The sequence below is a fragment of the Streptomyces sp. Ac-502 genome (assembly GCF_045222935.1).
GTDB lineage: Bacteria > Actinomycetota > Actinomycetes > Streptomycetales > Streptomycetaceae > Streptomyces > Streptomyces monomycini.
This window is the reverse complement of record NZ_JBHFFO010000001.1, coordinates 6,337,749-6,363,954: the sequence shown is the minus strand read 5'-3', so window position 1 is coordinate 6,363,954 and position 26,206 is coordinate 6,337,749. Positions and strand designations below refer to the sequence as shown.

The window sequence follows — 26,206 nt, the reverse complement described above, 5'->3', positions numbered from 1 at the left end:
CGTTCAGAGCTGCTCCGGGCGGCGTTCGGTCAGGCCGTACTTCTGCGCGATCGGATTCCACAGCTTCGCCGCCTGCTGCTTGGCCTTCGTGGCGCGGCCGCTGTCCGCGTTGCCCTGGGCGGGCTCCTTGCCACCGCGGGCCTTGCCCTTGGAGCAGCCCTTCTTGCCCTTGACCTGGTCCGCCCAGGCCGCGTAGTGGTTGTCGGCGGAGGCGGAGGACTTCCACGCCTCGTTGAGCGACGCGGTCAGCTCGCCGCTGCCGGGCAGCTTGTCGACCGGAAGCTTGGCCAGCCGGCTCACCAGGTCGTTGCGCTGCTTCGCGGCGTCCCGGAGGTCCTTGGCCGCCGCGTCCAGGTTGTCGCACGACTTGATGCTCTTGACCGCGCCGATCACGGCGGCCCGGCTGTTGTTGCTGTCCTTCAGGAGCGCGTCGAGATCCTTCGCCTGCGCCGCCACCGGATCGGCGGACGGCGACGGCTGCTTGGCGTCCTTGCCGTCCGTGTCGTCCTTCGCGGCGCCGGACGTCCCGCCGGACTCCTGCTTCTTCTTCGCGGAACCGTCGTCACCGCCCCCGCTGAGCGCCCAGCCGACGCCGAGCCCGGCGCCCGCCAGGGCCACCACCGCCACGCCGATGATCACGGCGGGCGCGAAGCGACGGCGCCGGCCGCCGTCCGGCTCGTGGTCCGGGGCGTACTGGTCGTACTGCTGGTGTCCGTAGGGCTGCTGGCGCCCATGGGGCGGTTGGCCGTACGGGCCCTGCGGCGGCTGCCCCGGCTCGTCGAAGCGGGGCAGCTGGGCGGTGGCGTCGGGCACACCGCCCTGCGCCCCCACCGGTGCGGCCCCGGCAGGGCCGGAGCGGAACAGGCCTTCGAACTCGGCCGGTGTCGCGCGGTCGCCGGGCGCGCCGGGCGGCACGCCGAAGGGCGCACCGGGCGGAGCGGGGGTGCCTGCGCCGATCGGCGGTATGAACTGGGTGGCCTCGGAGTCGGCGCCGGGCTGCTCGGGGCGGGCGTCGGGCCGGGGGCCGTTCTGCGGGCCGATCTGCGAGCCGTGCTGCGGGCCGTTCGGCTTGATCGCGCGCAGGGTACGGGTGGACTCGCCGGGCGTCTCGGGACGTACCCCCGCAGGGCCGCCGCCCGCTGTCCCGCCGGCCTCCGGGGGCATCGGCGCGGCGCCGGGCATGGGGCCGGGCCGGCCGCCCTGTGTGCCGCCGGACGTCCGGGCCTGCTGGTTCGGCTGGGGTTGCTGGTTCTGGTGAGGCTGCTGGTTCTGCTGGGCGCCGATGGGGCGGAGCAGCGCGGTCGACTCCGGGTCGCCGGCGGCGGGCGGCATCGGCGCACCGGTCTGCGGCGTCGCGGGGACGAGTTGGCCGGGTCGGCCCGGTTGGCCGGGGTGAGAGGGCTGGCCGGGCTGGCCCGGCTGCCCCTGCTGGCCACCGGGCTGCGGGTCGAACGGGGGTATCGGAGATATCAGCGCGGTCGCTTCCATGTCCGGGGCAGGGCCCTGGCCGGGCTGCTGCCCGGGGTTCTGCGGGGGCTGCGCCTGCGGAGGCATGGGGGCCGGGGGCTGGTGCTGCTGGAACGGCGGCTGCTGCGGCGGCTGCGCGGGCGGCGCCGGCGGCGTGCCGGGAGGAGTCTGGGGCGCCTGGGACATCGGCTGGGCAGGAGGGTACTGGGCGAAGGGGTCTTGGCCGTACGGCTGCTGCTGGGCGTGCGGCGGCTGCTGACCGTGGGGCGGCTGCTGCTGGGCGTGCGGCTGCTGACCGTAAGGCGACGGCTGCTGGGCGTGTTGCTGACCGTAAGGCAACGGCTGCTGGCCGTGCGGCTGTCCGGGCACCTGACCGGGCATCTGCTGACCTTCGTACGACTGCCCCTGCCCCGCTTGCCCAGGTACCGGCTGCCCAGGTACCGGCTGCCCGGGGACCGGCTGCCCCTGGGCAGGCTGTCCCGGAACCGGCTGTCCCTGCACCTGCTGCCCCTGAGCCTGCTGGCCTGGAAGCGGCTGCCCTTGAACCGGCTGCCCGCCCGGTGCCTGCTGCTGCCCCGGCCCCCAAGGCTGCCCCCAGGGCTGGCCCGCGGGCGGTGCGGCCTGCTGGCCGGGGCCCCACGGATCGCCGTGAGCGGGCAGCACAACGCCCTCTCGCGCGGGCTCGCCCGCAGGATAGTGCGGGTCGTTGCCCTGTCCGCTCTGCGTCACCGGGACTCCTACGATCTGCTGACTTACGGAAGCGTCGGCTCACGCTACCGGGTCGCCGTCGCGTTCGACCATGTCCCCTGGTCACCACCCACCCGCAACGCCCCACAAGGGCCTTCCAGGCCCTCCTGGGGCCCTTGTGGGGGCACGGCAGGACCCGCCGGGCGGGCCCTGCGCGGCCCGCCCGGCGGACAAGGACGAGGCGGCCCGGGCGCCGACCAGCCCTCCCCCGGCTGCCGCGGGCCGCGAATCCGCTACGCGGCTGCCCGCAATTCCAGCCGGGCACCGAACTCCCGCACCACCGGCTCGTCCCGGTACGGCTCCAGCCGCAGCTGGAAGTCCTCCAGATACTCCGCGCCGCGGTTCGACCGCAGCCCGCTCAGCAACTCCATGGCCTGGGTGCCCGTGTGACAGGCCTGTTCGATCTCGCGCTGCTGCACCTGCGCGCTGGCCAGCAGCACCAGCCCGATGGCACGGCGCCGCGCCCGCCCTTCCGGGTGCCCGTCCACCGCTTCCTGCGCGCGCTGGCGCGCCGCGCCCGCCTGCCCCAAGTCACGATGGCAGTGTGCGAGTTCGTCGGCCAGGTACGCCTCGTCGAAGTGGGAGATCCACACCGGGTCGTCGCCGGCACCGGACGAGCCGGCGGCACGCTCCATGGCGCCCACCGCCCGGCCCGCCACGACCTGGAAGGCGCGCGCGTCACCCATCAGCGCGTGCCCGCGCGCCTCCGCCGCGAAGAACATCGCCTCCGCGCGCGGCGTGACATGCCCCCGCGCCCCTTCCTGCGCGGCCTTCGCGAGCTGCGCGATCTCCCGTGGATTGCCGAGCGAGGCGGCGAGATGGCTCATGCTGGCGGCCAGCACGTACCCGCCGTAACCGCGGTCGCCGGCCGCCTGCGCCAGCCGCAGCGCCTGGATGTAGTAGCGCTGCGCCAGGCCCGGCTGGCCGGTGTCGACGGCCATGTATCCGCCCAGTTCCGTCAGCCGGGCGACCGAGGCGAACAGTTCCCGGCCGACCGATTCGCGGTACGAGCCGGCCAGCAGCCCGGAGACGACGCTGTTGAGGTAGTGGACGACGACCGGCCGGACGTGTCCGCTGCCGTAGCGGTGGTCCAGCTCGCCCAGGGCGGTGGTCATGGCCCGTACGGCTTCGACGTCCGAGATGCCCACCCGCGCCCCGGCGTTCCGCGCGACCTGCGGGTCGGCGCTGGTGATGAGCCAGTCCCGGCTCGGTTCGACCAGCGCGGAGGCGGCCACGGTGGAGCCGCTGAGGAAGTCGCGCCGGCCGACGTCGCTGCGCCACAGCTCGCAGACCTGTTCGATGGCGCCGAGGACGGTGGGTGAGAACTGCAGCCCCACACCGGACGCGAGGTTCTTGCCGTCGGCCATTCCGATCTCGTCGATGGTGACCGTCCGCCCGAGTTTGCGGCCCAGCGCCTCCGCGATGATGGCGGGGGCCCGGCCGCGCGGCTGCTGGCCGCGCAGCCAGCGGGCGACGGAGGTCTTGTCGTAGCGCAGGTCGAGGCCGTGCTCGGCGCCGCACATGTTGACGCGGCGGGCGAGTCCGGCGTTGGAACAGGCGGCTTCCTGGATGAGCGCCTGCAGCCGTTCGTTCGGCTGCCGCGCGACGAGTGGCCTGGCGGCCATGCTGCACCCCCTGATTACTGCTGCGCGTTCACCAGCGAACGCCGTACCCGTGGACCAATTCCCCACGCATATGCCGGATATCCGGGATATCTCAGATGTGCGTCATGTCCGCCGAAGCCTTGACATTCCCGAGTAGTGGCGGTCGGACCGGCCGGCCGGCGGATCGCTCCGCCGGATTGCGGTGTTCCGGCAGCTCCTGCCGCTGTGCTCCCGGGCCCTGCCGTACGGGCTCGACTCCTGCTGCGCCGGTCTTCGGTGGGACGGTGTGCCGGTCTTCGGTGGAACGGTGTGCCGGGGAATCGGCCGAACCGGGGTACGCCGTGCGGTACCCGCGTCCTGCTCGCGGTGCCGCCGCGCCGTACGGACCCGGCGTTCGCTCCGGGGCCGTGCCGGCTGTGCCGCGGCCTGCCGCCGGGCGGCCTCTCCGCCCGTCACGCAGGTGGCTACCCGTTCTCCCGGCGCTGCCCCGCACGCGCCCCCGACCATGCATCCATGCGCCCCACGTGCGGGAACGATGCGCCGGGGTGGTGCACGTGTCGGCCGTAACCCTTGGTGACGGGGAAAGTTGTCCACCACGTGGAAGACACCATCGGAGTCACAGGAGCCTCTCAGGTCCCCGAGCAGCGTGGCGAGCTGTTGATCGAAACTGCGGTGCGTTACGCGGAAGAACGGCATTGGGACGTCTTGCCCGGCGCATGGCTGGAGGACGAGGGCGAGGTGCCGCGCTGCTCGTGCGGCGCGGCCGACTGCGCCGCGCCCGGCGCGCACCCCGCCGTACCGGGCTGGGCCGGCCACGCCACGGGCAGCGCGACGGCCGCCCGCCGCCTGTGGAGCAGGAATCCGCGCGCCTCGATCCTGCTCCCCACGGGCCGTACGTTCGAGGCGCTCGACGTGCCCGAGACGGCCGGCTGCCTGGCCCTGGCCCGGATGGAGCGGATGGACCTGCCGCTCGGTCCGGTGACCCGCACCCCGGGCCGCCGGATGCTCTTCTTCGTCCTGCCCGGCGCCGCGGTCAAGGTGCCCGACCTGGTACGGCACCTGGGCTGGCCGCCCGCGTCGCTGGACCTGGTCGCGCGGGGCGAGGGCGACTACGTCGCCGCGCCCCCGACGCGCGTGGGGGCGCACGGGGCGGTGCAGTGGGTGCGCGAGCCCACCGCCGCCAACCGGTGGCTGCCGGACGCGGACGAACTGATCAGCCCCTTGGCGTACGCCTGCGGTCGGGAGGCCGCGGCGGCACGCGGACGGTGAGGACGGGACGGCGGGGCCGTACGGGGCGCACCTGCCGCCCCCGCCGCTCCGTCGTCCCGCCCCCGTGCCCCGCGCGTGTGCGCCGGGCGCTCGCCGAGCCGCGCACGCCCCTTCGCAGATTCGTGCGCCCCGCCCTCCCCACCGCACCCGCAGCCGTCGGACCTGCCCGTCCCGTCACACACCCGCACGTATCGTGTGAAGAACGGACGGGGGCACGACCAGCCCCCGCGGGGACGTTGAAGGGCAGGCCCGGTGGCCAACGAACCGGAAAACACCGACCAGACGGCAAGAACGCTCTCTCCACCGGACGGTCCGTCCGCCCGGGCGGACGGCACGGTTCCGCCCGCCGTGCGCATCCAGGGGCTGTGGAAGAAGTACGGCGAACAGATCGCCGTGGCGGGGATCGACCTCACGCTGCCGGCGGGCCGGTTCATCGGCCTGGTCGGCCCGAACGGCGCGGGCAAGACCACCACCCTCTCGATGGTGACCGGCCTGCTGCGCCCGGACGCCGGGCAGGTGGAGATCGGCGGCCACGACGTGTGGCACGACCCGGTCGCGGTGAAGTCCCGTATCGGCGTACTGCCCGAAGGGCTGCGCCTGTTCGAGCGGCTGTCCGGCCGCGAACTCCTGGCCTACATCGGGCGGCTGCGGGGGCTGCCCGGTGCGGAGGTCGACAAGCGCGCCGACCAGCTGCTTCAGGTACTGGACCTGGCCGGCGCGCAGAACAAGCTCGTCGTCGACTACTCGACCGGTATGCGCAAGAAGATCGGGCTGGCGGCCGCGCTGCTGCACAACCCGGAGGTCCTCTTCCTGGACGAGCCGTTCGAGGGCGTCGACCCGGTGTCCGCGCAGACCATCCGCGGCGTACTGGAGCGCTACACCTCCTCCGGGGCCACCGTCGTCTTCTCCAGCCATGTCATGGAGCTGGTGGAGTCGCTGTGCGACTGGGTGGCGGTGATGGCCGGCGGGCGTATCCGGGCGGACGGCCCGACCGCCCAGGTGCGCGGCGACGCGCCGTCCCTTCAGGACGCCTTCCTCGAACTGGTCGGCGCCAACGGCCGCGCGGCCGGGCAGGACCTGGACTGGCTGGGCGGCGGGGCCGCCCGATGAGCGCCTCCGCCACCTCCACGGCGCCCGCCGGGGCGCCGTCCGGCGCTCCGCAGGCGGCCCCGGCGACGTCGCTGACGCCGGTCTTCGTACGCCTGAAGCTGTCCCTGTTGCGCAACGGCCTGCGCCAGTCGTCCGGACGGACGATCGCCTATGTGGCGTCGCTGGTCCTGTCGCTGCTGTGCGCGGCAGCCGTACTGCTCGGCCTGATCGCCCTGCGCGGCGTCGACCACGCGGGCTCGCTCGGCGTCCTGCTCGCCGCCGTACTGACGCTGGGCTGGGCGGCGATGCCGCTGTTCTTCCCCTCGGGCGACGAGACCCTCGACCCGACCCGGCTGGTCATGCTGCCGCTGCGGCCCCGGCCGCTCATCGTCTCGCTGCTGATCACGTCGCTGGTCGGCATCGGCCCGGTCTTCACCCTGGCGCTGGCCGTCGGCTCGGCGATCATGCTGGCGCACACCGCGGCCGCCGCGGTCGTCGGCGTCCTCGCCGTCGTCCTGGTCGTCCTGGTGTGCGTGGCGCTGGCGCGTGCCGTGGCCACCGCCAACGTACGGCTGCTGACCAGCCGCCGGGGCCGCGATCTCGCCGTACTGAGCGGCCTGTTCGTCGCCATCGGGGCGCAAGGCGTGAACATCGGCGCGCAGAAACTGTTCGGTTCGGGTGCGGGGCTGTCCGCCCTGGAGCCCGTCTCCGACATTCTGCGCTGGGTGCCGCCCGCCTCGGCCGTGGACGCGGTCCGCGCGGCGAGCGAAGGCTCGTACGGGCGTGCCGTCCTGGGCCTGGCGCTGGCCGCCGTGGCGCTCGGCCTGCTGCTGTGGTGGTGGCAGCGCACCCTGACCACGCTGATGACCTCGCCCGACTCCTCGACCCTCCAGGCCGTCGAGAAGGACAGCGCGCGCAAGCAGCGCGCTTCCGGCGGCGGCCTGCAGCGGCTGCTGCCCGAGAGCCGTACGGGCACCGTCATCCTGCGGATGATGCGCTACGCGTGGCGTGACCCGAAGTCCAAGATGTCGTGGGCGATGGCGTTCGCCGTGGGCCTGCTCGTCCCGGTCATCTCCGCCGTCCAGGGCGGCGGCAGCATCTACACGGCGTTCTCGGCGCCGGCCCTGCTGGGCATGCAGATGTACAACCAGTTCGGGCAGGACACCTCGGCGTTCTGGATGGTCGCCTCGACGATCTCCTCGCCCCGCGACGCCTATCTGGAACTGCGCGCCCGCGGGCTGGGACTGGCCCTGGTCGGCGTGCCGTTCGTGACGCTGGTCGTGATCGGCTCGGCCGCCTTCCTCGGGCCGTGGTCCGCCTTCTTCGACGTCTACGGACTGGCCCTGGCCCTGCTCGGCTCCCTGGTGGCGACGGGCGCGATGGCCTCGGCACTGTTCCCGTACTCGATCCCCGCCGAGAGCAACAAGAACATCGCCGCCGGTCAGGGCGCCATCGCCTGGTTCAGCCTGTTCGGCGGCATGCTGGTGAGCGGCGTCCTGGCCGCGCCGATGGCCGGGCTGCTGATCTGGCTGCACGTGGCGGATCTGCACGCCCTGCTGTGGCTGCTGCTGCCGGTGGGAGCGGCGTACGGGGTCGGCATCGCGGTCCTGGGCATGCGGGTGGCGGCACCGCTGGTGGCGCGCCGGCTGCCGGAGATCCTGAGCGCGGTCAGCAAGGGATGACGGGGTGGCGGGGGCTACGGCCCCCGCCACAACCGAGGTTGTCCACAGGCTTCCCCACGGCACTTGCCGGGCCGGTACCGTCGTGGAACGCGGCGGCGAGATGATCGCCGCGACGACACACGCGTCGGTACGGACATCGCCACGGCCGTCGACGCAGCCACCGGCGCAGCCGGTGAACGGGGGTGGGGAAGCATGTGGCTGACCGGCAGAACGACCGCGACCACGGCAGCAGCCCTCCACACAGTCCTGTCCTCCCCTCCGCAGCCACCACCACCGATCCTTCCCCTCTCCGTTTCCTCTTCCTCGCCGTCGGGCCGCTCCTGCTCGTCGCGGCGGTCGGTCTCCTGCTCCGGCGCCGCTCCCGACTGCGCGACTTCGTCCAGCCGCTGGCGATACCCCGGGCGGTCTTCGCCGCCGCGCGCCGTGCCGACGAGGCCGGTCTGCGGGAGCGTGCCGCTGAGGAAGTGGTCCGCCTGGCCGGGCACGCGCAGAACGCCAGAGCTGCCCCGACTGCCGCGGAACGGGCCCGCGTGGCCTGCGCCACGGCCGAGGCCGTCTTGCAGCGAGCGTGCGGAGTCCCCGACCTGGCCGGCGTGTTCGCCCTCCTCCACGAGGGCCGCACCGCCCTCGACCGGTCGAAGGCGCCGCTCCCCCTGTGCTTCTTCCACCCACTGCACGGCCCCGCGGTCCGGCACATACCCTGGCGCCGGTCCGAGGACGGCGAGCGCTTCCAGATCAGCGCCTGCGCGACCTGCATACGGGCCCTCCGGGCTCACCGGGAGCCGGACACCCTCACCGACCAGCAGGACGGCCACCCCGTCCCGTACTTCGACGTCCCGCCCGAGCACAGTGTGTGGTCAGCCACCGGCTACGGCTCCCTGCTGACCGACACCTCCCTGGCCGCCCACGTCCAACGCGAACTCGACCACTCACGATGACTCGTCTCCGGCTCAGACAACGCTGGGCCGCACTGCCGGTGCGGGCACGGTGGGTCACCGCCACGTACGCGGTCGCTTTCCCCCAAGGGCCTGCGCCGCGCAGGCGCCTGGCTGGCGTGCGGCGTGATGATCGCCGACGCCACCGCCCGCACCTCGCGGGTTGGGACGTCACCTGAAGGGCGGTGAGTTGGAGGATCTTCCGGCCGACCGGCGCATGTGAGGCGGGCGAGCGTTCGTTCAGGCTGGGGTGGGTGGGGGCGGAGTCGGAGACACGGCAGCGAGGGCGGCTTGTTCCTCTTCGGGGGTGTAGCCGAGGGGGAGCGGGGGCTCTCCCCGGGCGCGGTCCCAGGCCAGGACGTCGGCCGCCGTCACCTCCAGCGGTGTCGCGGGCAAGCCTGCCCGCCGGGCGCGCGCCGCGCTGCGCTGCTGGGTCGCCCAACTCGCGCGGACCAGCGGGAACATCAGCGGCGCGCCTTCGGGAGGTACCGGCACGACGTCGACCCGGGTGCCCGCCGCTCGCGCGCAGGTCTGGATCAGTTGACCGAGTGTCGTCGGCTCGGCCGGGCCCACCGCGTGGAAGACGCCGGGGCGGTCGTCGGTGCACAACTGCACCACCAGGCGTGCCAGGTCGCGCGAATCGACGACCTGCACCGGCTGCGCGGGATCACCCGGCAGCGCCACCCGGCCGCCCCGCGCGGCGCGGCGTACCCAGTACGTGAACGTGTTCATCGAGTCGTGCGGTCCGGCCACCGTGCCCGGCCGTACGATCGTGGCCCGCGTGCCGTACCGGGCGATCACATCGTCCTCGCAGGCCACTTTGAGCGGGCCGTACGTGGCTTCGCTCAGCTCTTCGGTGTCGCGGACGGGCGGGCGGCGCGGGGTGTCCTCTTCGCTGCCCGGGGCCACGCCCGTACGTTCGTACACCGCGTGGCTGGAGATGAACAGGTACCGGCCGACGCGGTCGCCCAGGGTGTCCATCGCCTGTCCGACGTGCCGCGGTACGTAGCCGCTGACGTCGACGACCGTGTCCCAACCACCGCCGCACAGCGCGCTGTAGTCACCGGTGTCGCGGTCGCCGACGAGCCGGGGCAGCCCGGGGAACAGCTCCGGGTTGGTGCGGCCCCGGCCGAAGAGGGTCACCTCGGCACCGGTGCGCAGGGCGTCCTCGACGATCGCGCGGCCCACGAAGGACGTTCCACCAAGAACGAGAAGGCGCATGGTCGCCGAGACTACCCAGGCGGGGGCAGGCCCGGCACGGGTTACGGGGCGGGAGTGACGGCGGGGGCAAAAGTGGGTGAGGGAGGGGGAGCGGAGGCGAGTGCGGGTGCGGGTGTGGAGGCGGGTGCGGGCGTGGTGTGGGGGCGAGCGCGGGAGCGGGGCGGGTGGCGGTGGGCGGTCAGGCCGGGAGGACGGATTCCAGGAAAGGGCCCAGGACGCCTCGCCACTCCTCGGGGGCTTCCCAGGGGAGCCAGTGACCGGCGTCCGGTATCTCGGCGTAGACGCCGTGCGGGAGGACGCGGACCATCTCCTGGGCCTCGGCGCGGCCCAGTTCGCCGTCCAGGCCGCGGACCACGAGCGTGGGGCACCGCACCAGCGCCAGGTCCTCCCAATGGGCGTCGTGGACCCAGGTCTCGCGGGCGGTGAGCATCTGGTGGCGGGAGAAGACCGGGCGCCAGCCGTCCGCGCGCTCGGCCATGATCTCGGCGAAGAACTCGCCGCGGGCCGGCTTGGACCGCTCCAGGGTGGGGTCGTCCTCGCCGAACCACTTGCGTACGTCCGCGAGGGTGGCGAACGGGACCGGCCAGGAGCGGAACCAGTCCGCCCACTCCTGCTGCGAGGCCGCGCCCAGGGCGGAGGCCCGCATGTCGCAGACGACCAGCGCCCTGACGAGGTCGGGCCGGCGGGCGGCCACCTGCCAGGACGTCAGGGCGCCCATGGAGTGGCCGATCAGGACGGCGGGCGCCAGGCCGAGCTGCTCGATGGCGGCGATGGCGTCGGCGATGTACGTCTCGCGGTCGTACGGGCCGTCCTGGGGCTTCTCGCTGCGACCGTGACCGCGCTGGTCCAGGCCGACGGGGCGGCAGCGGGAGCCGAGCCAGCGGGCGGTCTCGGCCCAGTGCGACGCCCGGCCCATGAGGCCGTGCAGGAGCAGCACACCGGGGCCGCGCTGCCCTTCCTCGCCGCCCCGGCCGGCCTTCGGCGGGTCGGTGAACTCCCAGGCGGCGAGCCGGACACCGCCGGTCCCCGTCACGTCGATACGCCGCACCATGGGCCCTGGCACCCCCATTCGGTCCTTGAGCAGCCCCACACTATCGAACTCCTATTCGAATAAGCTGTTGCTGCGCCCAATAACCCTCGTTCGGGTGACCACACCCAAGGATTGCCGGTCCTCGCCGAGGGGAGACACGTAGCGGGAGGCGGGCCCCACCGGGAAGGGGGCCCACGGGGAAAGACCCTGAGAGCTCGGGGCTCCGGGTCTTGGCGGGGGGACGTGGGGAGGCGGGGCCCCGGCTGCTCGCAGCGCCGGGGCCCTGGTCGTTCACCGGGCCACGGCCGCCGCGGCGTCGCCGTGCGGGCCGCCGATCACCTCCGGCCCGGCCCCGGGCCGGCTCATGGCGCCCGAAAGCGCCCATTCCACCCCCGCGACTTCCCGAAGTCGCCCCGCTCATCGATCTTTTCGCGCACCCGGCGACCGAACAATCCGACGCCCGGCAATACAGGATCCGGCACTCCGAGACCCGGCACTCCGACGCCCGGCGCTCCCGGGCGAGACACTTCGAGACCGGGCGCTTCAAGACCGAGCGCCCCAAGACCGGGCGCCCCGTGACCAAGCGCCGCGAGACCGAACACTTCGGGGTCCACCGCTCCGAGACCGGGGACGACAGCCCCCGCAACCGGGCCGGGGGCGCGGCGGACTGCTCCTCACCCGAGCCCCCTCCCCGACCCGGGCCCGCGGCGGCAGGTGCGGTCGTGCCCTGTCCGTCGTTCGGCCGCCTCGCTCCGGGTCTCCGGCGCCACACGTCATGAGCCCGCTGTCGTGCCATGAGCCCGCTGTCGTCACGCGCGCGCACGCCTGCCGGGCCCGTACGGCATCGCCGCGCGGCCCTCGCGCACACGCTAAGCGCCAGCGTGACACGCCACCGGCCGCTCCGCTCGCGTTCCGCCAACTCCGTCCGGTCGTACAGCGGTTGAGCACCCCTGCGGAGCGGACGTCGGGCCAGGTCAGGAGGACGGAGCGGGGCGGACGGAGGTCAGCGCTTGGCGACGAAGACGTGCGCGGCGATCTCGGATTCCAGCTCCGCCGCCTCGCCGCTGCTGCCGACCAGGACGCCCGTGGCGGACTCGGTCACGCTGACCACCGCGCCCGGCTGCACACCGGCCCGCCGCAGCGTGTACATGAGCTGGGCGTCCGCCTGGATGGGCTCGCCGATCCGGCGCACCACGACCGTCTTGCCGTCCGCGCCGGCCTCCAGGTCCATCAGGCTCACCACGCCGGCGTCCAGGAACGGGTCGGCCTCGGCCTTCTCGCCCAGCTCCTCCAGGCCCGGGATCGGGTTGCCGTACGGCGACTCCGTCGGATGCCGCAGCAGTTCCACGACGCGGCGCTCGACCGCCTCGCTCATCACGTGCTCCCAGCGGCACGCCTCGGCGTGCACCTGCTCCCACTCCAGCCCGATGACGTCGACGAGCAGACACTCGGCGAGCCGGTGCTTGCGCATGACGCGGGTCGCCAGCCGGCGGCCCTCCTCGGTCAGCTCCAGATGGCGGTCGCCCGCGACCGTGAGCAGGCCGTCCCGCTCCATGCGCGCCACGGTCTGGCTGACCGTCGGGCCGCTCTGTTCGAGCCGCTCGGCGATCCGGGCGCGCATCGGGACCACACCTTCCTCTTCCAGCTCAAGGATGGTGCGGAGATACATCTCCGTGGTGTCGATCAGTCCGGACATGCGTGCCCCTTGATGTGTCGTGCGGTGGCCCTGAACTCAATTCTGACGCATCCCACTGACAACGGATCCGCGTCCGCTCCGGCCGAACCCTCTCAAGGCCCCGGTACAGCGGCGCCCGCCCTGCGGCGGGACGGCAACCGGGCGACGCCCGGGCGGCCGGAAGGTGTCCGTCCGGTCGCGAGCGGTGGCGCACACCGTATTGACAGGGCACTGGTCCAGACCGCAACGTGATCCGCGCCACGGCCGTCCCGCCAGGGGCAGGCACGCGGCACCCCGGCCGGCTCGTACTGCCGGATGCGTCAGAACGTAGGACAGACGTACGAGGACCAACGTACAAGACCGATGAGTACCGACGAGAGGGGCCCCGCGGCGATGGGCGAGAGCAACCGGTTGGCCGGGCAGTACTTCGACGCCGCGATCGACCTGCTGCGCCGGGTGCGCGACGAGGAGGACGAGCGGATCGGCGCCGCCGGGACGCTGATCGCCGACACCGTCGAGGCCGGCGGCCGGATCTTCGTCTTCGGCGCCGGGCACTCCTCCCTGCCCGCGCAGGACACCGTCTACCGGGCCGGCGGCCTCGCCCTCATGAACCTGCTGACCGTCCCGGGCGTCGTCGGCGTCGACGTACGGCCCGCGACGCTCGGCAGCGCGCTGGAGCGGGTGGACGGGCTGGCCGGGGCGGTCCTGGACACCAGCCCCCTGGAGGCCGGCGACGTACTGATCGTCATCTCGCTCTCCGGGCGCAACTCGCTGCCGGTCGAGATGGCCATGAACGCGCGGGCGCTGGGCCTCAAGGTCATCGGGCTGACCTCGGTGGCGTACGCGGAGGAGACCAGGTCGCGGCACGTCTCCGGCACGTATCTGCGGGACCACTGCGACATCGTCCTGGACAGCAAGATCCCGGTGGGCGACGCGGAGTTGACGCTGCCGGGCATCGAGGCGCCGTTCGCCCCGGCCTCGACGGTCGTCACCAGCGCGGTCATGCAGGCCGTCGTCGCGACGGCCGCGGGCGTACTGGCCGACCGCGGCATCGACCCGCCGCTGCTGCGCTCCGGGAACGTGGACGGCGGTCACGACTGGAACGGCCGGGTGATGCGGGAGTACGCGGACCGGATCTACTACCGGCAGTAGGGGGACGGCCTACGGAGGCGGGGACGGGTCACGGGCGCGGCGGTCATCACCGCTCCACCGGCCCCGCCAGCCCCTCAGCCCCCGCCAGCCATCCCAAGTCCCGTCGGCCCCCCAGTCCGTCAGTCCCTCCGCCCGCGTCAGCCCCCAGCCACCCCGCCCGCCAGATCCAGCGCCGCGGCGATCCGGGAGGCGACGTCCTCCGCGTACGCCGCGTCCGCGCGGTCGAAGGGGCGCCGTGAGGGCCCGCGCAGGAACGTCACCACGCCCAGCGTCCGTCCCCGGCTGCGCAGCACCACGCACAGGCCGTTCACGGTGCCGTCCGGCCACTTGCGGGCCGCGGCCCAGCCCTCCGCGGCCGCCGGGCCCGCGCCGGCCCGTACCGAGCCGCACCGTTCCAGCGCCTGCGCGGCCGGGTGGCCCGCCCCGTAGGCCACCGGGATGCCGGTCGGCGGGACCGCCTCGGAGGGGCCGGGCGCGCCGGCGGGTGAGGCGATGGCCCGTACGAGGGCGGTCGCGCTGTCCGGAGGGGCACCGAGCCCGCTCCCTCCCCGGTGCCGCCGTCCTCGCCGGTCCCGCCCCGCACCACGTCGACCAGCCCGTGATCGGCGAACCCCGCCAGGGCGAAGTCCAGGTGGACCGCCGCCGCCTCCGCCGGGTCCTCGCACTCCCCCGCGGCCCGGCCAGCCCGGTGCAGCTGCTGGGCGCGGAAGCGCAGCAGGGCGCTCTCCTGTTCCGTGCGCTTGGCGTCGGTGACGTCCTGGAAGAGCCAGCCCACGCCGAGCGGTACGGGCTCCTCCGTCAGGGGCGAGGCCAGCCGTACGAAGCCGCTGCGCCAGCACCGGCGGGTCGGTTCGGCCTCGTCGGACCGGAGGGTCACCCACAGTTCGGCGGCGGCGGGCGGGGTGCCTTCGGCGAGGACGTGCGTCAGGGCGCTCTCCAGCTCCTCCACGCCCTGGGTCAGCAGATCGCCCAGCGGGCGCCCGAGCACGGCCGTACGCCCCATGCCCAGGGCGCGTGCGGCGTGCGCGTTGACGACCGCGGGCCGCAGGTCGGCGTCGACCAGCACCACGGCCCAGGAGGCGTCCACGAAGAGCGCCTCGCTGAGCGCGATGGAACGTTCCAGGTCGATCTGGGTGTGCACCTCGCTGAACGCGCAGTACACGCCGGCCGCCCGGCCGTCGGGCCCGAGCACCGCGGAGGACTGGGTGCGGACCAGGACGCGGCGCCCGTCCTTGGTCAGCAGCGCGAACTCGTGGACCTGGCGTCCGGGCGAGCGGGACGCCGCCAGCAGGCGGGCCTCCACCTCGTCGGCGTCCTCCTTGCGGACCGCCCAGCCGGCCAGTCCCGGGCGGCCGACCGCCTCGTCCGCCGTCCAGCCGAGGATGCGTTCCGCCTCGCGGTTCCAGTGTGTGACCGAGCCGTCCGCGCCGAAGGCGCACAGCGCGGCGTCCATCCCGTCGAGCAGGGCGGCGAGCAGGCCGGAGTCGTCGCTGTCCGGCTGCGGGTCCTGGTCCGCGTCGGGGCACCCGTCCGCGCACACGCCGTCCGGCGGCGGGCCGCCCCGGTCCGCTCCCCGCCCGGCCCGCCGGGCGGTACGGGCTCGAAGCCGCGCGGCGAGGACGAGGAAGAAGACGATGACGACGAGGAGGAGGACGAAGACGAAGCAGCCACTGGCACCCCCTACGAACGCGGCCGTACGTGCTGCACGCCGGATCATTCAACTGGAACGTGACGCGGACCACACCCCATTCGGGGAAATCCCTCAAATCCCTGCCGCCGAAATTCGGTTGTGCGGCCGCCGGACCGGTTCCTAGGGTGTGAGGCACACGAGAAGGGAGGTGGTTCGGCAGATGATTTCGCACCGGACGCGTGAGGTGACTGCGGGCTAGCGGCCCGTCGTCGCACTCAGTGTGCAGCGCCGGACCAGCACAGGAAACAGCTGTGCAGCCGGCCAATTCCCAGCAGTCACCCGACCCGCGGGCTGCCGGTTCGTCCGACCGGCCCCTACGCGCCCCAGGCGCGGGGAAGCAGCCCGCGGGTCGTCTGCGTCTCCGGACGCGCGGGCCCGTACCCGCCGCTCCTCAGGGCGCGGGCACGGACGCGCACCCGTACCCGCCGCTCCTCAGGCGTGAGCCGTACGGCCCCTCAGGGCGCGAGCCGTACGACGGACCAGGCCTCCCCGGCGCCTTCCCGCTCGTACCGCAGCCGGTCGTGCAGGCGGTTCTCCCGGCCCTGCCAGAACTCGACGGTCTCCGCGACGACCCGTACGCCGCCCCAGTGCGGCGGCGCCGGTACCTGCTCGCCCTCGGGGTAGCGGGCCGCCAGGTCGGCGTAGGCGCGTTCCAGTTCGGCGCGGGAGGCGACCGGTGTGGACTGGTCGCTGGCCCAGGCGCCGAGCTGGGAGCCGTGCGGGCGGGTGCGGAAGTACGCGGCGGTCTCGTCGCGGCCGATCCGGGCGGCCGTGCCGGTCACGACGACCTGCCGGGCCAGCGGGTGCCAGGGGAAGAGCAGCGAGACGTACGGGTTCTCCGCCAGGTCGCGGCCCTTGCGGCTGCCGTAGTTGGTGAAGAAGACGAAGCCGCGCTCGTCGAACCGCTTGAGCAGCACGGTCCTTGAGCTGGGACGGCCCGCGGCGTCGGCGGTCGAGACGACCATCGCGTTCGGCTCGTGCAGACCGCTGGTGGCCGCCTCCTTGAACCAGCGCGCGAACTGGTCGTAGGGGCTGGGGGCGAGTTCTGTCCCGGTGAGTCCCTCGGCGCGGTACTGCGCCCGCATGGCGGAGGGATCGAGCGGGTCCGGGGTGGGCGTGTCGGCGGAGTGCACGGCCACATCTTGCAGCATGCGGGCCTGTTGGGGCAGCCGGGTGGCAGGGAAGTCTGCCCTTGGCCGCCGTGCCGTAACCCTTCCTTCAGCGAATCGTCCGGTGTGCCGGATCTCACCCTTCCCGGTACGTACCGGACCGGCCAAAATCGTGCCGCGCGCCACTGTGGCGCACGGGTGGCGCGGGATATCGTGTCCGCCCTGAAGTGATCGAAGTGACGTGCTCCGGGCGGGCAGCCACGGGTGCCGGTCGGGTGACCAACGCCCGCGCGGGGCATGAGGGGAGTGACCGGTACGGACCGCGAGCCGCAGGGACGGCCGCGTAACCGGACCGGCGCCCGGACCCGTCGTCCGACGCCCGGAGCGGCCCGCGGAACCGGTGACCCCACCGGAGCCGTCCGCCGGCCGGCCACCGCGGCGGACTTCCGGACGGCGTCCACCGCACCGCCGGCCCGACCAGCCCGAAACGCCCGACCCGACCAGCCTGACCTGACAGTTCTCGCACGCACGGCATCTTGGTCATGAGCCGCATGTCGTCCACATCTTGAGGAGCCGCCTGATGTCCGACTTCGTACCCGGACTCGAAGGAGTCGTCGCGTTCGAGACGGAGATCGCCGAACCGGACAAGGAAGGCGGCGCGCTGCGCTACCGGGGCGTCGACATCGAGGACCTGGTCGGCAAGGTCTCCTTCGGGAACGTGTGGGGACTGCTGGTCGACGGGTCGTTCAACCCGGGGCTGCCCCCGGCCGAACCGTTCCCGATCCCGGTCCACTCGGGTGACATCCGGGTGGACGTCCAGTCCGCGCTGGCCATGCTCGCGCCCGTCTGGGGCCTGAAACCGCTGCTGGACACGGACGTGGAGACCGCCCGCGACGAGCTGGCGCGGGCCGCGGTCATGGCGCTGTCGTACGTCGCGCAGTCGGCGCGCGGGCAGGGCCTGCCGATGGTGCCGCAGAAGGAAATCGACAAGGCCGGCACAGTCGTCGAGCGCTTCATGAAGCGCTGGCGCGGCGAGCCGGACCCCAAGCACGTCGCGGCGGTCGACGCGTACTGGACGTCTGCGGCCGAGCACGGCATGAACGCGTCCACGTTCACGGCCCGTGTCATCGCCTCGACCGGCGCCGACGTGGCGGCCGCGCTGTCCGGCGCGGTCGGCGCGATGTCCGGGCCGCTGCACGGCGGCGCGCCGTCCCGGGTCCTCGGCATGATCGAGGAGATCGAGCGGACGGGGGACGCGACGGCGTACGTGAAGCAGGCGCTGGACCGCGGCGAGCGGCTGATGGGCTTCGGCCACCGGGTGTACCGGGCCGAGGACCCGCGCGCCCGGGTGCTGCGGCGCACCGCCCGTGAGCTGGGGGCGCCGCGCTTCGAGGTGGCGGAGGCGCTGGAGAAGGCCGCCCTGGAGGAGCTGCACAACCGGCGTCCGGACCGCGTCCTGGCGACGAACGTGGAGTTCTGGGCCGCGATCGTGCTGGACTTCGCGGAGGTCCCGGCGCACATGTTCACGTCGATGTTCACGTGCGCCCGTACGGCGGGCTGGAGCGCGCACATCCTGGAGCAGAAGCGCACGGGCCGGCTGGTCCGGCCGTCGGCCAAGTACGTGGGCCCCGGGCCGCGCGGGCCGGAGGCCGTGGAGGGCTACACGCTGCCCGCCTGACGGGACGGGCGCTCCTGGCGCCGTACGGCGTCCTCGGTGACCGGGGTGAAGAGGTTGACCAGGTTGCCGTCGGGGTCCCGGAGGAGCAGGGATCGGTTGCCCCACGGCATGGTCGTCGGCTCCTGGACGAACGTGCAGCCGTGGGCCGCCAGTCGCCGGTGTTCCGCGTCGACGTCGCCGACGCGGAACTCGGTGATCACGGAGTGGTTGGCGGCGGCCCGTGCGGTGCCCTCGCCGAACAGGGCCACCGTGCGGCTGCCGGCGATCGCCAGCGTGCAGGACTCCATACGGAGTTCGGCGAACTCGGGGGTCGACCAGGCCGCCGGGGTGCCGGTGACGCGCTCGTAGAAGGCGACGAGGCGGGCGACGTCGTCGGTGATCACGCGGAGGGAGACGAAGTTCATGGTGCGGCTTCCTGGCTGGGAGGGAGAGGGGCCCGGAGTGACGGGTGTCGCCGGGCATCGCCCACGCTAGGAGCAATACCGGACAGGTTCCGCCCGGTATGGGCCCCAGACTTTCGGGTGTGACCACTTCGACCACCGCCCGGGTGCTCGCCCTGCTGGAGATCCTTCAGGGCGGCGGCACCCGTACCGTCCCCGACCTCGCCGCCCGCCTCGGCGTCGACGAGCGCACCGTCCGCCGCTACGTCGCCCACCTGCTGGATCTCGGCATTCCCGTCGACGCGGTGCGCGGCCGCTACGGCGGCTACCGGCTCGCCCCCGGCTACCGCATGCCCCCGCTGATGCTCACCGACGAGGAGGCCCTGGCCGTCCTGCTCGGGCTGCTCTCGGGGCAGCGCGGCGGGCCGGGGGCCGTCCCGGGGCCTCCGCGGCGGCCGGCGAGAGCGCCGCGGCGAAGGTGCGGCGGGTGCTGCCCGTGGCGCTGCGGCAGCGGCTGGAGGCGCTGCTGGAGACGGCCGACTTCACCGGCCGGCCCCGTCCCGCCACCCCTCCGCAGGCGGCGGTGCTGCTCGAACTCGCCGAGGCCGTACGCGGGCGGCGGCCGGTGGCGTTCGCGTACACCGACCGCAAGGGCGGCGACAGCGCCCGTACGGTCCTGCCGTACGGGCTCGTGGCGCACTCCGGGCGGTGGTACCTGACCGGGGCCGGCCGGGACGGCGGGGAGATACGGATCTTCCGGCTGGACCGGATCGCCTGGGTCCGCCCGCTGTCCGGTTCGTTCGACGTCCCGGACGGCTTCGACCCGGCGGCGACCGTTCTCGACCATCTCGCCCGTACGCCGTGGACCCATGACGTGTCGGTGCGCGTCCGCGCCGGCGTCGAGCACCTTCGCGACCGGCTCCCGGCGGGGATCGCCGCGCTGTCCGAGGACGGAACCGGTTGGGTGCGCGTCCGTATCCGGGCCGAGCGGCTGGACTGGCTCCCGCCCGTACTGGCCGCGCTGGACCGCCCGTTCGTCATCGAGCGCCCCGCTGAGCTGCGGGATCTCGTACGCGCACTGGCCCGCCGCCTCACCACGTACGCCGATGCGGATGCCGATGCCGATGCCGACCCCGCCCCCGACCCCGACCCCGACGGACAGCCCTACGACGGCGACTGACCGCCCCCGTTCAACACCGTGTCCAAAATGCGCGCCCACTGCGTCACCACGCGATCACGGCGCGGCTTGTCGTCCGTGAGGAGCGTGGCAAGACCGAGCCCCCGGGACATGTCGAGAAGCCCCTGCACGGTCTCGCGGACGCCGGAGACCGACTCGTCAGCGCCCAGGAGCCCGACCGCCGTACGGTGCGCCTCCCGGCCGACGCGGGCCTCCAGGGCGGTGACCCGGTCCCGTAGCGGCTCTTCATCGGAGGCGGCCACCCACAGGTGCAGGGCGGCGCGGAAGAGTGGGCCCGTGTAGAGATTGACGATCTCCTCCACGACGATGCGCGTGCGGGCGGCCGAGCCGGCGGGCGGCAGGTCGTGCGCGACGGCCTTGAGCGCGCCCTGGCGCTTCTCCGCGACGTGTTCGACGGCCGCCGTGAACAGGTCCTCCCGCGTTCGGAAGTGATGCTGGGCGGCCCCCCGCGAGACGCCCGCCCGTTCCGCGACGACGGAGACCGTGCTGCCGCTCCAGCCCCGTTCGGCGAGGCAGGAGACGGCCGCCTCCAGGAGCGCGCGGCGGGTGGCGCGGCTGCGTTCCTGCTGCGGTTCCTTGGGATCGCGCGCGCGGGTCACCGTGCCCATGACGGTTCCCTGCGCTGGAGGAAGGCGGTCATGCCCTCCCGGGCCTCGTCGGAGGCGAAGAGGCGGGCCGAGGTGTCCGCGAGGGCCGCGGTGTCACGGTCGAAGACGCGCAGCACCTCGGCCGTGACCAGGGCTTTGGACTCCGCCAGGCCCTGCGGAGAGCCCTTGCGCAGCCCGGCCAGGACCGGTTCCAGTGCGGCCTCCGGATCGTCGGCGGCCAGCGTCACCAGGCCGGTACGGGCCGCCTCGGCGGCGTCGAACCGCTCGCCGGTGAGGTAGTAGCGGGCGGCGGCCCGCGGGTCCATACGGGGCAGCAGCGGCATGGAGATGACGGCCGGCGCGAGGCCGATGCGGGCCTCGGTGAAGGCGAAGGTGGCGCCGGGGCCCGCCACGGACAGGTCGCAGGCGCCCAGGAGGCCGAGGCCGCCGGCCCGTACGTGGCCGGTGACCTTGGCGACGACGGGCTTGGGGAGTTCGATGACGGTACGCAGGAGACGGACGAGGCCGAGGGGCCCGGAGGCGGTCGCGTCGGTTCCGGTGGCCGCCTCCTCCGTCGCCTCCGAAAGGTCGGCGCCCGCGCAGAACGTCGTCCCGGTGTGCGTGAGCAGCACGGCCCGGGTGCCGTCATCGGCCGCCGCGGCCACCAGCGCCGCGTGGAGTTCGGCCACCAGGCGCCGGGAGAGCGCGTTGCGGTTGTGCGGGGAGTCGAGGGTGAGGGTGGTGACGCCCCGCTCGTGGGCGTGCCGTACCAGCGGTGCGGCAGCGGGCGAGGCGTCCGGTGAGGCGTCCGGTGTGGCGTCGGTCATGAGGCCGTGGAACTCCTTTCCCTGGCGCGCAGTTCGCGCCGCAGGATCTTGCCGGTGACGGCGCGGGGCACGGTGTCCGTGAACTCCACCCGCCGTACTTTCTTGTACGGGGCGACCTGCCCGGCAACGTACGTGATGACGTCGTCCTCGGTGAGCCGGGCCCCCGGCTCGCCGTGCCGCCGTACGACGTACGCCTTGGGGATCTCGTTGCCGTCCGCGTCGGTGACGCCGATCACCGCGGCGTCCGCGATGCCCTCGTGGGCGAGCAGCACCGCTTCGAGGTCGGCCGGGGCGACCTGGTAGCCCTTGTACTTGATCAGCTCTTTGACGCGGTCGACGACGTACAGCCAGCCGTCCGCGTCCACCTGCCCGATGTCGCCGGTGTGCAGCCAGCCGTCCGCGTCGATCAGCGCGTCGGTCTCCGCCGGGCGCCCCAGGTAGCCCTTCATGACCTGCGGGCCGCGGATGAGGATCTCGCCGCTCTCGCCGGTGCCGAGGTCCTTGTCGGCGTCCAGGCAGCGGATGCGCATCTCGGTGCCCGGCAGCAGCTTGCCGACCGTGCCGGGCGGCACGTCCACGGCACCGAGCGGCACGACATGAGTACCGGGCGACAGCTCGGTCATCCCGTATGCCTGCATGACGGGCGGGACGCCCAGGCGGCGGGCGCAGGTCTCGGCCAGCCGGGCGTCCAGCGGGGCGGCCGCGCTGACGACGTAGTCGAGCGAGGACAGGTCGTACTGGGCGACGGACGGGTGCTTGGCCAGGGCCAGGACGATGGGCGGAGCCACGTACACCGCGTTGACCCGGTACTTCTCGATCGTGCGCAGGAAGTGTTCGAGGTCGAAGCGGGGCAGCACGACGACGGTGGAGCCGTTGCGCAGCGGGGCGTTCATCAGGGACGTCAAACCGTAGATGTGGAAGAACGGCAGAACCGCCAGCACTCGCTCACCCGGGCCGCTGCTGATCAGCCGGTCGAGCTGGGCGAGGTTGGTGGCGATGGAGCGGTGGGTGAGCATGACGCCTTTGGGCGTACCGGTGGTGCCGGAGGAGTACGGCAGGACGGCCACGTCCCGCGCCGGATCGATGGGCACGGCGGGTTCGGGCGCGGTGGAAGCGAGCATGTCGCGTACGGAACGGTGGCCCACGGCGCCGTCGCAGACGAACACCTCGGTGATGCCGCCGGCCTGTTCGGCGGCGCTGCGGGCCGTCTCCAGCAGCGGGGACACGGTGACGATCCAGTTGGCGCCGGAGTCACGCAGCTGCTGGGCGAACTCGCCGGAGGTGGCCAGGGGGTGGACGGTGGTGACGGCCACGCCGCAGCGTGAGGCGGCGTAGAAGACGGCCGGGTAGGCGATCGTGTTGGGACTGTGCAGGGCGAGCACGTCACCGGCGCGTACTCCGGCGTCGGCCAGGGCGGCGGCGATCCGCCGCGTGGCACCGTCGAGTTCGGCGTAGCTGACCGTGGTGCCGTCCTGGCCGTCGATCAGGGCGGGCAGCGCGGCGTGCTCGACGGCCGACCGCCCCAGTACGGCTTCGTGGATCGGCAGGTCCACGGGCGCGACATCGGCGTACTCACTGTGAAAGACCATGACCATCCCCTCAGCAGCGGCGCGCGTCCGGGCCGGTACGGGTCGCGGGCGGGCGCCTGTCCGTGTGCGTGCAGCATCGCGGTTGCCGGTGCGGTTGTCAGTACGGCGACCGCGATGCCGCGCACGGCCCGGTCAGTAGGACTTCGGCAGCCCGAGGCTCTGGTGGGAGACGTAGTTGAGGATCATTTCCCGGCTGACCGGCGCGATCCGCGCCACCCGGGCCGCGGTGATCAGGGTGGCGAGGCCGTACTCGTGGGTGAGGCCGTTGCCGCCGAGGGTGTGCACGGCCTGGTCCACGGCACGCACGGCCGCCTCCGCCGCCGCGTACTTGGCCATGTTGGCGGCCTCGCCCGCGCCGATGTCGTCGCCCGCGTCGTACAGGTGGGCGGCCTTCTGCATCATCAGGCGGGCCAGTTCCAGTTCGATGTGGACCTGGGCGAGGGGGTGGGCGACGGCCTGGTGGGCACCGATGGGTTCCTTCCACACCTGCCGGGTACGGGCGTAGTCGACGGCCCGCTCGACCGCGTACCGGCCCATGCCGAGCGCGAACGCGGCGGTCATGATGCGCTCCGGGTTGAGTCCGGCGAAGAGCTGGAGCAGCCCGGCGTCCTCGTCGCCCACCAGGGCGTCCGCAGGCAGCCGTACGTCGTCCAGCGTCAGCTCGAACTGCTTCTCCGGAGCCGCCAGCTCCATGGCGATCCGGCTGCGCCCGAACCCGGGGGTATCGCGCGGGACGATGAACAGACAGGCCTTGAGCTTGCCGGTACGGGCGTCCTCGGTGCGGCCGACGATCAGGGTGGCGTCGGCGATGTCCACCCCCGATATGAAGACCTTGCGCCCGTTGAGGACCCACTCCCCGGTGTCCGGATCGCGGCGCGCGGTGGTGGTGATGCGGTGCGAGTTGGAGCCGGCGTCCGGCTCGGTGATGCCGAAGGCCATCTTGCGGGAACCGTCGGCGAGGCCGGGCAGCCAGGTCCGCTTCTGTTCCTCGGTGCCGAAGCGGGCGATGACCGTTCCGCAGATGGCGGGCGAGACGACGAGCATGAGCAGCGGGCAGCCGGCCGCCCCCAGCTCCTCCAGCACGATCGAGAGTTCGGCGATGCCGCCGCCCCCGCCGCCGTACTCCTCGGGCAGATTCACGCCCAGGTAGCCGAGCTTCGCGGCCTCGGTCCACAGCTCGTCGGTGTGCTTGCCCTCGGCGACGACACGGGCGAAGTACTCGCGTCCGTAGCGCTTGCCGAGCGCGGCGACGGACGCGCGGAGGGCGCGGTGTTCCTCGGTCTCGATCACGGGGTTGCTCACGGGGACTCCTTCGGAGGGGAGGAGGACGTCACGCGGGGACTTCGACGCCCGGATCTCAGATCGCGGATCGCGGCTCTCACTCGGTGACGACGGCCAGCGGCGTGCCGACCTCGACCTGCTGGCCGGCCTCGACGTGCAGGGCGGTCAGCGTGCCGGAGGCGGGCGCGGTGATCTTGTGTTCCATCTTCATCGCCTCCAGCCAGAGCAGCGGGGCCCCGGCTTCGACGCGGTCGCCCTCGGCCAGGCCGTCGGCCACCCGGACGACCGTGCCGGGCATCGGGGCGAGCAGCGACCCCGGTTCCGTACGGGCGGTGGGGTCGGGAAAGCGGGGCCGGGCGAGGAGGGCGCGGGAGCCGGCGGCGGAGTCCACGAAGACCTGATCACCGTAGCGGACGACGGCGAACTCACTCCGCACGCCGCCCACTTCCAGCACCACCCGCCCCGACGCGGCCGACAGGAGCCGTACACCGGGAAAGTCCTCGGCACGCAGCCCGTCGCGGCCCAGCCGGTAGCGGATTTCGTGCTCGCTGCCGCCGCAGGCGTACGTCCTGGTCTGCGGCTGCGACGGTACGTTGCGGAAGCCGCCGAAGCGGGACCGGCCGTGCGCGTCGGCGAGGGCGGCGGCCAGCGCGCACAGGCCGGTGACCGTGGCGTCCGGGGTCTTTGTCAGCCCGCCCAGGTTGCGGTCGTAGAACCCGGTGTCCAGTCCGGTCGCGGTGGCGAACTCGGGGTGCCGCAGGGACCGTACGAGCAGGTCGCGGTTGGTGACCGGGCCGTGCACACGGGCCCGTTCCAGCGCGCCCGCCAGCTTCCGTACGGCATCGGCACGGCTCGGCGCCCAGGCGATGACCTTGGCGAGCATCGGGTCGTAGTGCACGCCGATGACAGCGCCGTCGTCGACACCCGAGTCGAGCCGGACGCCCTCGGGCACAAAGAGGCGGTGCACCGTGCCGGTCTGCGGCTGCCAGTCCGCCGCCGGGTCCTCGGCGTACAGCCGGGCCTCGACGGCGTGCCCGCGCGGCGCGGGCGGCTCGTCCGGCAGCGCCTCCCCTCGGCCACCCGTACTTGCAGGGCGACCAGATCGACGCCGTACACGGCCTCGGTGACCGGATGCTCCACCTGTAGGCGGGTGTTCATCTCCAGAAAGTGAGCGTGGCCGGTACCGGAAACGAGGAATTCGACCGTGCCCGCGCCCCGGTAGCCGATGGTCCTGGCGGCATCGGCGGCCGCCGCGTGCAGAGTGGCGCGCAGCTCGTCGGAGAGCCCGGGCGCAGGGGCCTCCTCGATCACCTTCTGGTGCCGGCGCTGAAGGGAACAGTCCCGCGTACCGAGCGTCCAGACCGTACCGTGCGCATCCGCGAGGACCTGCACCTCGACATGCCGCCCACCGACGACGTACGGCTCGGCGAACACCTCACCGTCCCCGAACGCCGACGCGGCCTCCGCCCGTGCCGCCGCCATCTCCCGCGGCAGCGCGGCCAGTTCCCGTACGACCCGCATACCGCGCCCACCACCACCAGCCGCCGCCTTGACCAACAGCGGCAAGTCGGAGGCAGTCGCCCGCTCCGGATCGACGGGAGCGAGCAGCGGCACCCCGGCCGCCGCCATCAGTTCCTTGGCGCGCGTCTTGGAGGCCATCGCCTCGATGGCGGCGGGCGGCGGACCGACCCAGACCAGGCCCGCGTCGGCGACGTCCGCGGCGAACCCGGCGTTCTCGGAGAGGAAGCCGTAACCGGGGTGGACGGCGTCGGCACCGGCGGCGAGCGCGGCCTTCACGATCAGGTCGCCGCGCAGGTACGTGTCGGCCGGGGCGCTGCCCGGGAGGCGTACGGCGGTGTCGGCCTCGCGGACGTGCGGCGCGTCGGCGTCCGCGTCGGAATACACGGCCACCGTGGCGATGCCCAGCTCCCGGCAGGTGCGGAAGACGCGGCGGGCGATCTCGCCACGGTTGGCGACGAGGAGGGAAGAGATCACT

General features: G+C 73.4%; 17 protein-coding genes and 3 pseudogenes. 7 read left to right on the top strand and 13 right to left on the bottom strand.

Annotation, left to right across the window (positions count from 1 at the left end):
* Positions 1-3 precede the first annotated feature (3 nt).
* Together ACEXOX_RS29060 and ACEXOX_RS29055 are read right to left on the bottom strand one after the other, a co-directional pair.
* Entirely contained in the window at positions 4-1,332 is a 1,329-nt protein-coding gene (locus tag ACEXOX_RS29060; RefSeq protein WP_406524089.1) for a hypothetical protein, read from the bottom strand.
* A gap of 1,115 nt (positions 1,333-2,447) precedes the next feature.
* Positions 2,448-3,839 carry a transcriptional regulator gene (locus ACEXOX_RS29055; protein WP_406524088.1) on the bottom strand — a complete coding sequence of 464 codons (1,392 nt, stop codon included), beginning with the start codon at positions 3,837-3,839 and terminating at the stop codon, positions 2,448-2,450.
* A gap of 576 nt (positions 3,840-4,415) precedes the next feature.
* Here ACEXOX_RS29055 and ACEXOX_RS29050 point away from each other — a divergent pair.
* The 4 genes from ACEXOX_RS29050 (at position 4,416) to ACEXOX_RS29035 (ending at position 8,796) form a co-directional block, all read left to right on the top strand.
* Positions 4,416-5,087 carry a bifunctional DNA primase/polymerase gene (locus tag ACEXOX_RS29050; RefSeq protein WP_031001746.1) on the top strand — a complete coding sequence of 224 codons (672 nt, stop codon included), beginning with the start codon at positions 4,416-4,418 and terminating at the stop codon, positions 5,085-5,087.
* A 252-nt stretch (positions 5,088-5,339) separates the two neighbouring features.
* A complete protein-coding gene (locus ACEXOX_RS29045; RefSeq protein ID WP_406524087.1) occupies positions 5,340-6,197 on the top strand; it encodes an ABC transporter ATP-binding protein in 858 nt (285 codons plus the stop codon).
* Positions 6,194-7,858, top strand: a complete 1,665-nt coding sequence (locus ACEXOX_RS29040) for a transporter (RefSeq protein WP_406524086.1) — start codon at positions 6,194-6,196, stop codon at positions 7,856-7,858. The genes ACEXOX_RS29045 and ACEXOX_RS29040 overlap by 4 nt, the downstream gene beginning before the upstream one ends.
* A 194-nt stretch (positions 7,859-8,052) precedes the next feature.
* Entirely contained in the window at positions 8,053-8,796 is a 744-nt protein-coding gene (locus ACEXOX_RS29035; RefSeq protein ID WP_406524085.1) for a hypothetical protein, read from the top strand.
* A gap of 237 nt (positions 8,797-9,033) precedes the next feature.
* On the opposite strand, the gene ACEXOX_RS29030 is transcribed toward ACEXOX_RS29035, so the two are convergent.
* From ACEXOX_RS29030 to ACEXOX_RS29020, 3 genes are all read right to left on the bottom strand, one after another.
* Positions 9,034-9,981, bottom strand: coding sequence for an NAD-dependent epimerase/dehydratase family protein (locus ACEXOX_RS29030; RefSeq protein ID WP_406524084.1), 948 nt, complete (start codon positions 9,979-9,981; stop codon positions 9,034-9,036).
* 211 nt (positions 9,982-10,192) lie between these two features.
* The gene (locus ACEXOX_RS29025; RefSeq protein ID WP_406524083.1) at positions 10,193-11,065 is read right to left on the bottom strand and encodes an alpha/beta fold hydrolase; all 873 of its coding nucleotides are present in this window, start codon (positions 11,063-11,065) and stop codon (positions 10,193-10,195) included.
* 982 nt (positions 11,066-12,047) lie between these two features.
* Positions 12,048-12,740: a metal-dependent transcriptional regulator gene (locus ACEXOX_RS29020; protein ID WP_406524082.1), complete on the bottom strand. Its 693-nt coding sequence runs from the start codon at positions 12,738-12,740 to the stop codon at positions 12,048-12,050.
* 372 nt (positions 12,741-13,112) lie between these two features.
* Here ACEXOX_RS29020 and ACEXOX_RS29015 point away from each other — a divergent pair, with 372 nt between their 5' ends.
* The gene (locus ACEXOX_RS29015; RefSeq protein ID WP_406526500.1) at positions 13,113-13,871 is read left to right on the top strand and encodes an SIS domain-containing protein; all 759 of its coding nucleotides are present in this window, start codon (positions 13,113-13,115) and stop codon (positions 13,869-13,871) included.
* A 137-nt stretch (positions 13,872-14,008) separates the two neighbouring features.
* Here the strand turns inward: ACEXOX_RS29015 and ACEXOX_RS29010 are convergent.
* A pseudogene (locus ACEXOX_RS29010) lies at positions 14,009-15,324 on the bottom strand (PAS domain-containing protein).
* Positions 15,325-16,016: 692 nt separating this feature from the next.
* Entirely contained in the window at positions 16,017-16,712 is a 696-nt protein-coding gene (pdxH, locus tag ACEXOX_RS29005) for a pyridoxamine 5'-phosphate oxidase (protein WP_406524081.1), read from the bottom strand.
* Positions 16,713-17,250: 538 nt separating this feature from the next.
* Here pdxH and ACEXOX_RS29000 point away from each other — a divergent pair.
* A complete protein-coding gene (locus tag ACEXOX_RS29000; protein ID WP_406524080.1) occupies positions 17,251-18,348 on the top strand; it encodes a citrate synthase 2 in 1,098 nt (365 codons plus the stop codon).
* Here the strand turns inward: ACEXOX_RS29000 and ACEXOX_RS28995 are convergent.
* Complete coding sequence (locus ACEXOX_RS28995) at positions 18,330-18,752, bottom strand: VOC family protein (RefSeq protein ID WP_406524079.1); 423 nt, start codon at positions 18,750-18,752, stop codon at positions 18,330-18,332. The two genes, ACEXOX_RS29000 and ACEXOX_RS28995, sit on opposite strands and share 19 nt — an antisense overlap.
* A 98-nt stretch (positions 18,753-18,850) precedes the next feature.
* On the opposite strand from ACEXOX_RS28995, the pseudogene ACEXOX_RS28990 reads away from it, so the two are divergent.
* Positions 18,851-19,908, top strand: a pseudogene (locus ACEXOX_RS28990) (helix-turn-helix transcriptional regulator).
* On the opposite strand, the gene ACEXOX_RS28985 reads toward ACEXOX_RS28990, so the two are convergent.
* The 5 genes and pseudogenes from ACEXOX_RS28985 to ACEXOX_RS28965 form a co-directional block, all read right to left on the bottom strand.
* Positions 19,893-20,534 carry a TetR/AcrR family transcriptional regulator gene (locus ACEXOX_RS28985; protein ID WP_406524078.1) on the bottom strand — a complete coding sequence of 214 codons (642 nt, stop codon included), beginning with the start codon at positions 20,532-20,534 and terminating at the stop codon, positions 19,893-19,895. The pseudogene ACEXOX_RS28990 and the gene ACEXOX_RS28985 sit on opposite strands and share 16 nt — an antisense overlap.
* Complete coding sequence (locus tag ACEXOX_RS28980) at positions 20,522-21,340, bottom strand: enoyl-CoA hydratase family protein (RefSeq protein WP_406524077.1); 819 nt, start codon at positions 21,338-21,340, stop codon at positions 20,522-20,524. Before ACEXOX_RS28980 ends, ACEXOX_RS28985 begins: the two co-directional genes overlap by 13 nt.
* Positions 21,337-22,929, bottom strand: a complete 1,593-nt coding sequence (locus ACEXOX_RS28975; RefSeq protein WP_406524076.1) for a 4-coumarate--CoA ligase family protein — start codon at positions 22,927-22,929, stop codon at positions 21,337-21,339. Before ACEXOX_RS28975 ends, ACEXOX_RS28980 begins: the two co-directional genes overlap by 4 nt.
* Before the next feature lie 132 nt (positions 22,930-23,061).
* Positions 23,062-24,231 (bottom strand): acyl-CoA dehydrogenase family protein, encoded by a 1,170-nt coding sequence (locus ACEXOX_RS28970; RefSeq protein ID WP_406524075.1) that lies wholly within the window; start codon positions 24,229-24,231, stop codon positions 23,062-23,064.
* A gap of 76 nt (positions 24,232-24,307) precedes the next feature.
* Positions 24,308-26,205, bottom strand: a pseudogene (locus tag ACEXOX_RS28965) (acetyl/propionyl/methylcrotonyl-CoA carboxylase subunit alpha).
* Position 26,206: the final 1 nt, after the last annotated feature.

What these genes read in the sequence shown, in the direction of transcription:
- ACEXOX_RS28980 (WP_406524077.1), bottom strand. Translation starts at nt 21,340, where the DNA reads ATGACCGACGCCACACCGGACGCCTCACCGGACGCCTCGCCCGCTGCC.
- ACEXOX_RS29000 (WP_406524080.1), top strand. Translation starts at nt 17,251, where the DNA reads ATGTCCGACTTCGTACCCGGACTCGAAGGAGTCGTCGCGTTCGAGACG.
- ACEXOX_RS29060 (WP_406524089.1), bottom strand. Translation starts at nt 1,332, where the DNA reads ATGCCGCCCGCCGCCGGCGACCCGGAGTCGACCGCGCTGCTCCGCCCC.
- ACEXOX_RS29015 (WP_406526500.1), top strand. Translation starts at nt 13,113, where the DNA reads ATGGGCGAGAGCAACCGGTTGGCCGGGCAGTACTTCGACGCCGCGATC.
- ACEXOX_RS29040 (WP_406524086.1), top strand. Translation starts at nt 6,194, where the DNA reads ATGAGCGCCTCCGCCACCTCCACGGCGCCCGCCGGGGCGCCGTCCGGC.
- ACEXOX_RS29020 (WP_406524082.1), bottom strand. Translation starts at nt 12,740, where the DNA reads ATGTCCGGACTGATCGACACCACGGAGATGTATCTCCGCACCATCCTT.
- pdxH (WP_406524081.1), bottom strand. Translation starts at nt 16,712, where the DNA reads ATGCTGCAAGATGTGGCCGTGCACTCCGCCGACACGCCCACCCCGGAC.
- ACEXOX_RS28975 (WP_406524076.1), bottom strand. Translation starts at nt 22,929, where the DNA reads ATGGTCTTTCACAGTGAGTACGCCGATGTCGCGCCCGTGGACCTGCCG.
- ACEXOX_RS29025 (WP_406524083.1), bottom strand. Translation starts at nt 11,065, where the DNA reads ATGGTGCGGCGTATCGACGTGACGGGGACCGGCGGTGTCCGGCTCGCC.
- ACEXOX_RS28995 (WP_406524079.1), bottom strand. Translation starts at nt 18,752, where the DNA reads ATGAACTTCGTCTCCCTCCGCGTGATCACCGACGACGTCGCCCGCCTC.
- ACEXOX_RS29055 (WP_406524088.1), bottom strand. Translation starts at nt 3,839, where the DNA reads ATGGCCGCCAGGCCACTCGTCGCGCGGCAGCCGAACGAACGGCTGCAG.
- ACEXOX_RS28985 (WP_406524078.1), bottom strand. Translation starts at nt 20,534, where the DNA reads ATGGGCACGGTGACCCGCGCGCGCGATCCCAAGGAACCGCAGCAGGAA.